The organism is Aerosakkonema funiforme FACHB-1375 (genome assembly GCF_014696265.1).
Taxonomy (GTDB): Bacteria; Cyanobacteriota; Cyanobacteriia; order Cyanobacteriales; family Aerosakkonemataceae; genus Aerosakkonema; species Aerosakkonema funiforme_A.
In genome coordinates, this window is the sequence record NZ_JACJPW010000066.1 from 39,272 (window position 1) to 46,422 (window position 7,151).

The 7,151-nt window shown below is 46.4% G+C and carries 5 protein-coding genes and 1 pseudogene; 2 read left to right on the forward strand and 4 right to left on the reverse strand.

Annotated features, from left to right (window positions below):
• Window positions 1-7 precede the first annotated feature (7 nt).
• The gene (locus H6G03_RS23125) at window positions 8-691 is read right to left on the reverse strand and encodes a Crp/Fnr family transcriptional regulator (protein WP_190469142.1); all 684 of its coding nucleotides are present in this window, start codon (window positions 689-691) and stop codon (window positions 8-10) included.
• On the opposite strand from H6G03_RS23125, the gene H6G03_RS23130 reads away from it, so the two are divergent.
• Window positions 690-854: a hypothetical protein gene (locus H6G03_RS23130; RefSeq protein ID WP_190469144.1), complete on the forward strand. Its 165-nt coding sequence runs from the start codon at window positions 690-692 to the stop codon at window positions 852-854. The two genes, H6G03_RS23125 and H6G03_RS23130, sit on opposite strands and share 2 nt — an antisense overlap.
• Before the next feature lie 259 nt (window positions 855-1,113).
• Here the strand turns inward: H6G03_RS23130 and H6G03_RS23135 are convergent, their stop codons facing one another.
• Together H6G03_RS23135 and H6G03_RS23140 are read right to left on the reverse strand one after the other, a co-directional pair.
• Window positions 1,114-2,364, reverse strand: coding sequence for an ATPase, T2SS/T4P/T4SS family (locus tag H6G03_RS23135; protein WP_242057009.1), 1,251 nt, complete (start codon window positions 2,362-2,364; stop codon window positions 1,114-1,116).
• Between the two features lie 608 nt (window positions 2,365-2,972).
• The gene (locus tag H6G03_RS23140; protein ID WP_190469147.1) at window positions 2,973-4,103 is read right to left on the reverse strand and encodes a HetZ-related protein 2; all 1,131 of its coding nucleotides are present in this window, start codon (window positions 4,101-4,103) and stop codon (window positions 2,973-2,975) included.
• 342 nt (window positions 4,104-4,445) lie between these two features.
• Here H6G03_RS23140 and H6G03_RS23145 point away from each other — a divergent pair, with 342 nt between their 5' ends.
• Complete coding sequence (locus tag H6G03_RS23145) at window positions 4,446-6,665, forward strand: hybrid sensor histidine kinase/response regulator (RefSeq protein ID WP_190469163.1); 2,220 nt, start codon at window positions 4,446-4,448, stop codon at window positions 6,663-6,665.
• Window positions 6,666-6,670: 5 nt separating this feature from the next.
• Here the strand turns inward: H6G03_RS23145 and H6G03_RS23150 are convergent.
• Window positions 6,671-7,151, reverse strand: a pseudogene (locus H6G03_RS23150) (hypothetical protein); the annotation flags it as partial.

Consider the following 7,151-nt stretch of genomic DNA (forward strand, 5'->3'; position numbering starts at 1 on the left):
AAAATTCTTAGACTCGTCCTGCTAGGTGCGTCAACTGCCTCAAATTGATCATGTGAATAACTTGACGACCGGGATCGATTTTGAGCCAGCCCTTGCTATCCAGTTTTTCCATAATTTTAGTAGTTTCCTCCACACCTATATCGGACACATCAGCCAAATCTTTGAAAGGAATGTTATAGATTTCCATTCCCTTTTCCGTTGATTGACCGTAGTTTTCTCCCATTGCCACCAAAGTGTTAGCTAACTTGACTGCTGGAGGCTGATGGCGCAGATGAAAGCGATGGTTCATTTGGCGCAGTCGCCGTACCATTACTTGCAGCATCCGATGGTGTAGCTGCGGGTCTTTAAATAACGTTTGAATAAAGCGCTGCGCGTGGACGCTCAGCAAGCGTACCGAAGAGAGGGCAATCACATCGGTAGAACGAGGTGATTCATCCAGAATCGCCATTTCACCAAAAAAATCGCCCTGCCCCAAAATTGCCAGCGTCACACCGTCATCCCCAGTGATGCGCCGGACTTTTACCCAGCCAGATACAAGGAAGTAAACAGCATTACCCCAGGCATCTTCCATAAGAACCGCTCTGCCTGCTGGGTATTCGTGTTCGTCAGCAACCGACAAGAGCCATTCTAAGGTTTCTGGGTTGACAGTGTTAAAAAGCGGGAAAAGTTCACTAAAATCTTCAGTTTGCATGAAAGATCTTAAAAGTAGTAGACCAACATTGGCAGCAGTAATGTCTTCTCCCTTGCTAATGCAAGGATCTGCCATCGTAGCAGCAAAGGCTAGCTGGTATTTTCCCAGTCTAACGATAGCTGGTTTAGAATCAAACGCCTGTGCCGTGCTTCAACAAACCTAACAGTAGGAAATCGCTTCATAACTAGAGGGTATTATTAGTAACCCTATTGGTGTAGGTGCTGTTGCAGGCGATCGCAAAACGTTTCCGTATGCGAAAACCTTCGCAAGGAAAGCATAGCCTTTACGTTAGCGTAGCTTGACGTAGGCATAAGATATCTCTGCGCTGGTATACTTTGCAGCCCGATTCGACTTGTACGCACACTGCCAATAATGTTTCTGGTGTCCGCTTTACTATTGTACTCGCAATAAAGCTTATCCCCTCAACTGGTGGGATTTTCGTCGCTGTTTGACTCAGCTTGCAGCAGCTTTAGGGCTTCCAGCTGTTTGTTCAGGCTCTTGACTAGCTCATCCAGAGCAGGCAAAGCTTCTAATTGTCCTGCTGTCAGAGTAGGATCGATGCGCGTGCGCTTTTGAATTTCATTGAGTTTGGTTTGCAGTTGCTGGGCCATCGTCAAGGCATCGCGACTGAGATTTTCTAGTTGCTGCTGTTGGTAAAACTTCAACGCAGCGCCGCGCAGAACTTGCAGGGTTCCTTCCTCGCCGTGAGTACCGGGCATCACCCGCAAGCGCAATAGCAAACGGTTTTGTTGATAGATCCTCTCTATTTCTACCTGTTTCGGGTGTTCTACCGGAATTAAAGACAAGTGGGTTAAGCGCTTGAGTTCGTTAATGACTCCCTGAAAAACAGCTGCATCCAGCCCTTCCAACACCGACTGCAAAACACCGTTCTGGCTCCACAGAATGCGACCGCTATTTTGATGTCGCTCGAAATAAAGCCGACCGATACCGCCTGCAAGCACTCTGGCGAGCAATTCGTGGAGCAAGTTTTTTGGCGGTAGCGTTGCCAGAACTTCCACCGGACTGGAGATGCGGTCTGCTTGTACTTCCAAGACAGGCAGGCTGTACCCAGAAGGCAGTGCCACAGACATTTGAGAGGGTTTCACTCCGCTCGGCTGTCGCTTTGCAGTCGTCTGATTTGTGATTTGGGCAGGAGCGGGATGTGAATGGCTCGAAGTTGTCGATGGCGGCGGTACAACGTGCGATGAACTTGACACAAAGTCCGATTTGTCTAACTCTTCTGGACTGTCTACAATCAGTGTCGGTCGATCGTGTCGATCTAAGCGATTGTCTGATGCTGAGTTTTGCTGTTTGGCACTGGCTTGCTTCAGCTGTCCCATGTGGTTTAAGTACGCCGATAGCACCGCTTGATGCTGTGTGGCTGTAATTGACTGCGGCACCAACGAGCAATTCATATAAGCTAAAATCCGGCGCACGTAATCTAGAGCCGCAGTATCATCTGGATTCACCATACCTAAATTTAGGTGGGTTCCTTCCAGAGAAATAGGCAGGACTTGATGATACAGACAAGCTTCAAAGGGAAGGATAGTGTCTATTAACCGGAATGTTACTTCATATTTTTCCCTATCCATCCCTTTATCCGATCCAGGTGCCGAAAATTGCTGATAGCTGGTGCGCTTTTGACTAACTGTGTTATGTGCCAAGGGTGCCATAGGTGTTTATTTAAGCTTACTACCATTTCTCACAATCCCAAGGCCGATCGAAAGTTTTGTGCTTTGAGCTTTGAATTGCTGGAGGTGGGTTTAATCACCTTATCTGTTTTTTTGACGAGTCCACTTTGCCAAACTCGTCTATTTTTATACAGATACTTCCTTCACTTCAAAACCTTATACTCATAACTTGGGACTTTCTTGAGGAGCGGTGTTGAAGACTGCGATGCAAAAATGGGGCTCAACAGAGCTACTTTAACTGTCGCAGCCGACAACTGTGTCAGTTTGACCTTTTCACCTAGAAGGTTTGACCCAACCAAGGATTTGTGGTTAGAACACCCTACCCTTCTCTGTTGTTAAATGTCTCTTCTAATACCAAATTGCCATCATTTAGTCAATAGCGTTTATCTCTAAAGAGATATTTCTTTATGTTTATGACTGGAATGAAAGCGCGATCGGTATTAGCCAGCAATAGCACCCTTTTGGATAAGGAGTATATTCTAACTTTTGTTTTATTGAACAGTAAAGCCTTGATAGGTGGCAAACAATACACCCTCTATCATATCTTTCAGCTTTTAAATTTAAAAAAAGCTTTAATTTTTTGTGATGAATTAGGAAGCGCTTCGCTTTTCTTGGGCTGCTAAGTACAGCTTGCTCCATTCGCCCATGACCTGATTGGTTTTCAGGTTCAAGTCTTGGGCGATCGCTTCTAAGGTTTTCCCAGTCGCCAGTTTGTCTAGCAGTCGGCGTTGTTCGTCTGTCAGGCTTTCCTTGTATTCCTGCCACTGCGTTGGCGTCAAACCCAGTCTGTGTTCCTGTAAGGAAGTTTCCAGCCAGTTGGCGACTAACTCCGGTTCCACTTTGAGGCCAAATACTCTGATCGCGTGATAGCTAATTTTTTCGCGCAGCCGATATATTTCTTTGATCGGCTTGTTCAAGGCGCGGGCAATCTCTTCCTGAGAGCGACCTTGGAGATAAAGCTTGAGCCAATCTGTCGCCACTTGGCCCAGGTTCTGGGTCAAATAATGCTCAAATTCCTGTTTTACCGCCGATCGCGCTGCCATTTTTTCTTCCAAGGCTTGCTTTTCTTGATGCAGAGCGATCGCCTGCGCGTCTAGCAGACTCACCGGGTTTTCTGCATCGTCTGGCATCACTTCTTCCGAAACCAAACGCACCAAGTCACCTGTCGGCACTTGGGTAATCCCTCCGCGTCCCGATCGGCGCAAATAGTTCACAAAACGATAAAGCAGCAGCGGTTGGTTGCGTATCGGTCGCAGACAGTATTCTTCCGTACTGGCCAGCAGTAGGGCGTTTCGCAATCGGGAATCTGAGGTGGACTGAGCAATCCAGCCGATTTGCTCCTGCAAGTAGCGATCGCTGTTTAACAATTCTTGAATCACTTCTTGCAGAACGTCCACCACAGCTCGCTGCCGATCGCGAGAAAGCGCCACCCAGGTCTTGATTTTATTTCGCAGCATCACCAGCGAACCCAGCCGACTTATCAAGTTCCGATAAGCTCGCTCTGGCCCCACTTCCAAATAGCGATGCCGTAAAATGCGGTAACGGTAGTCCATCGCTTGCTCGGCAATTATTAACTGGGCCGGGGTTAACGTCTCATAACGCTCCAAATCTTTTCCCAATAGCCAGCTAACGATACTCTCATAAGTTGCCGAGTCGTAGTTCGGACAGTCTACCTGGAGCCGCGATCGCCAACTATCAGCGAGGTTTTCAGCTATTTGCATGGAATCTAGCTCCTCAAGTCCTTATAATCGAGAGTTTGCCTCACAACCTTGTCGATGTATTCACCCACCTGGGTAGTGTTGAGTTTTTCGGTCGTCGGTTTTCGGGTGCTTGTATACCGATTACCAATAGTCGTTTACCGATCGCAAACACCATATCCTGGCAAAATCCCAGAATACACTGAGATTTAGTCGAGGCCACTTCTTGTTTATATCGCCGTCCTCGCACAAGAGGTGTTTTAGATCACAAGTGGCCAGAGAGCAGCCTCACGTATCGGCTATTTTAATATTTGTAAATTTTAATTAAGGGTTTTAAGATTGCTTAACTTAGCTTTTATGGAAACTATGCACCCAGAATCGGTAGAATTGCGTTTAGAAAAATTAAAGCAAGACCAGGAACTCATATTAGATCGAGTGGACAATGCGATCGCTCTGTTCGATTACTCCCACAAACTCGTCTTATTTAATCAGAAGCTTTCTCAGATTTGGGGATTTTCCCCAGAGTGGCTGCAAAGCAAACCCACTTATGAAACTGTTTTTGCCGAGCTGGTAACGCGAGGCTTTTGGTCTGAGGTACAGAAAAAACAGCTCGCTTCTACGATCGAGCCAGCAGAAGTTGAAAACGTTTCCTACTATATAGAACAAAGTAACGGAGTTTGTCTGGAGGTTTACGTCACAGTCACGTCCGATGGCGGACGCCTGTGTACTTTCCGAGATGTCACCACCTACCAGCAGACGCTTAAGGAAGCAGCACTCATACAGGCAAACTTAAACGCGGAAGTGCGACGTTTGGCCTTTTTGCTGAGCTTGACAGAAAGACTGCAACCGGCTACAGAATTGCGGGAAATAGGACAATTTGCCCTCAGCTACCTGGTAGAGGTAATGGGTGCAGCTTTTGGCGATGTCAAAGTGATTACAGGAGAAGGAATCGATCGCCAAGCTGCGATCTTCACCAATCAGATTTCCGGACAATTTATCGCCACTTACGGCGAAGTAGCTGTGGCCGAAATGCGAGCTTTACTCGATCGAGGCGTTCCCTACGGTCAAGGGTTGCTTTGGGAAGTGGTGGAAACCGGTAAACCCATCTTTGTAGAAGATTATTACAAACATCCAAAAGCGCTGGCCGGATTTCGCCACCCGGCGATCGGTCAGTTGGGCATTTTTCCCATCCCAGCTGCCGATGGCACTATTATCGGCGTCCTGACTCTGGAATCTCGCAGTTTGCAGAAATTGCAAGAAGCTCCCCAACAAGATATGCTGATGGCTGCTTGTCGCACTTTGGGTGTAGCGATCGAACGCGCTCAAGCAGAAGAACGTCTGCGTCAGATTAACGAAGATTTAGAACGCGCATCCCAGATGAAGTCTGAGTTTCTCGCCTCTATGTCCCACGAACTGCGGACACCCCTCAACAGCATACTCGGATTTTCAGATTTGTTAATGCGGCAAAGCGCCGGTTCCTTAAGCGATCGTCAAATCGGTTACGTTCAAACTATCGAAAAAAGCGGTCAGCACCTGTTGCAGCTGATTAACGATATTCTCGATTTATCTAAGATTGAAGCTGGCAAGACAGAACTATATCCACAACCTATTTCGATTCAGTATCTCTGCACAGAATGTCTGAAAATGATTCAGCCGCGTGCCGACAAAAAGCGACTGGCGCTTTCTTTGGAAATCGATTATCGACTGAACAAAGCCAATTTGGATGAGCGTCGAGTCAGCCAGATTTTGATTAATTTACTCTCTAATGCTGTGAAGTTTACCCCAGAAGGAGGACAAATTAAGCTAGCCAGTAAACTCGCTTATGGCAGCGACTTGGCAAAAGAATATCGTCCCGATCGCAGTCCCATCAATCCTACTACACCTTACCTATGTTTGGAAGTAAAAGATAGCGGTATCGGCATTGCTAGAGAAAAATGGCATTTGCTATTTCGTCCTTTCCAGCAGGTAGATGCTTCCTTGACACGCCGTCACGAAGGCACCGGTTTGGGTCTCGCTTTAACAAAGCGATTGGCAGAATTGCACGGCGGTACGGTTTCCCTGGAATCTGTAGAAAATCAAGGTTCCGCATTTCGGATCTGGCTACCTCTGACGGAAATGTGGCAGGAGTCAACTATCAACGGTCAGTTATCAAGTGTTAGCGACAAACAACAAATAACAGACAAACAACTATTAACCGATCGAAAACGGGTGTTGGTCGTCGAAGATCAGGTTTATAATCAGGCGTTGATTTCTGAAGTGCTGGAACTGGAAGGCTACGCGGTTGAATTAATTTACGATGGTAGCACAATGATCGATCTGGTTTACTCGGCGCTGGTCACGCCTGAGTCATTGCCGGATTTGATTTTGATGGATATTCAATTGCCAGAAGTAGATGGTTTTGAGATTATCCGTCACCTGAAGGCACATCCTTTGTGGCAAAATGTGCCGGTGATTGCAGTTACAGCGATCGCAATGGCAGGCGATCGCGATCGCTGTCTGGCTGCTGGTGCTAATGGTTACCTCAGCAAACCTTTGAATTTGGATGAGTTGATTTCGACTGTGCGATCTTTTCTCAATAAAAATTAGCCGCTTTATTCTTCTATTATCGGCAATTTTAACCAATCGCTCAATTCCTGCGCCAGCCAGTAGATCTCTTCTTCTGTAAGCGAATCTACTTTACTGAGCCTATATTGTTGCTTTCCTGCCTGAATAATCAGTAACGGTCTAAGTCCCACCTCTTCTCTGACCTCGAAGTATTCGCTACTTCCTTGCCTAAAAAATACTAACTCAGAGATATCTTCACGTTTCGACGGACGAGAATGTTTCCATGTAAATCCCAGCAAATCATTAGTCATAGAAATTTTCCATGCGTCAATTCGCATCTGAATTTTCTTAAATAGAAAAAATAGGATCGCCATCGCCAAGAAAACCCAAATAGACCCGATCGCAATCAAACTTATTAAGATAAGTAGTCGGACAAAAGTAATCGACACTGTATGAACTTTTGTTAAGGCACTTGCAGGAGTGCGATCGCTACCCCAGGATAGTACAAATGTATTGTAAGACTTGACA

Coding starts and splice junctions, on each gene's coding strand:
- H6G03_RS23130 (WP_190469144.1), top strand. CDS start 690: ATGAAAGATCTTAAAAGTAGTAGACCAACATTGGCAGCAGTAATGTCT.
- H6G03_RS23125 (WP_190469142.1), bottom strand. CDS start 691: ATGCAAACTGAAGATTTTAGTGAACTTTTCCCGCTTTTTAACACTGTC.
- H6G03_RS23135 (WP_242057009.1), bottom strand. CDS start 2,364: ATGGCACCCTTGGCACATAACACAGTTAGTCAAAAGCGCACCAGCTAT.
- H6G03_RS23140 (WP_190469147.1), bottom strand. CDS start 4,103: ATGCAAATAGCTGAAAACCTCGCTGATAGTTGGCGATCGCGGCTCCAG.
- H6G03_RS23145 (WP_190469163.1), top strand. CDS start 4,446: ATGCACCCAGAATCGGTAGAATTGCGTTTAGAAAAATTAAAGCAAGAC.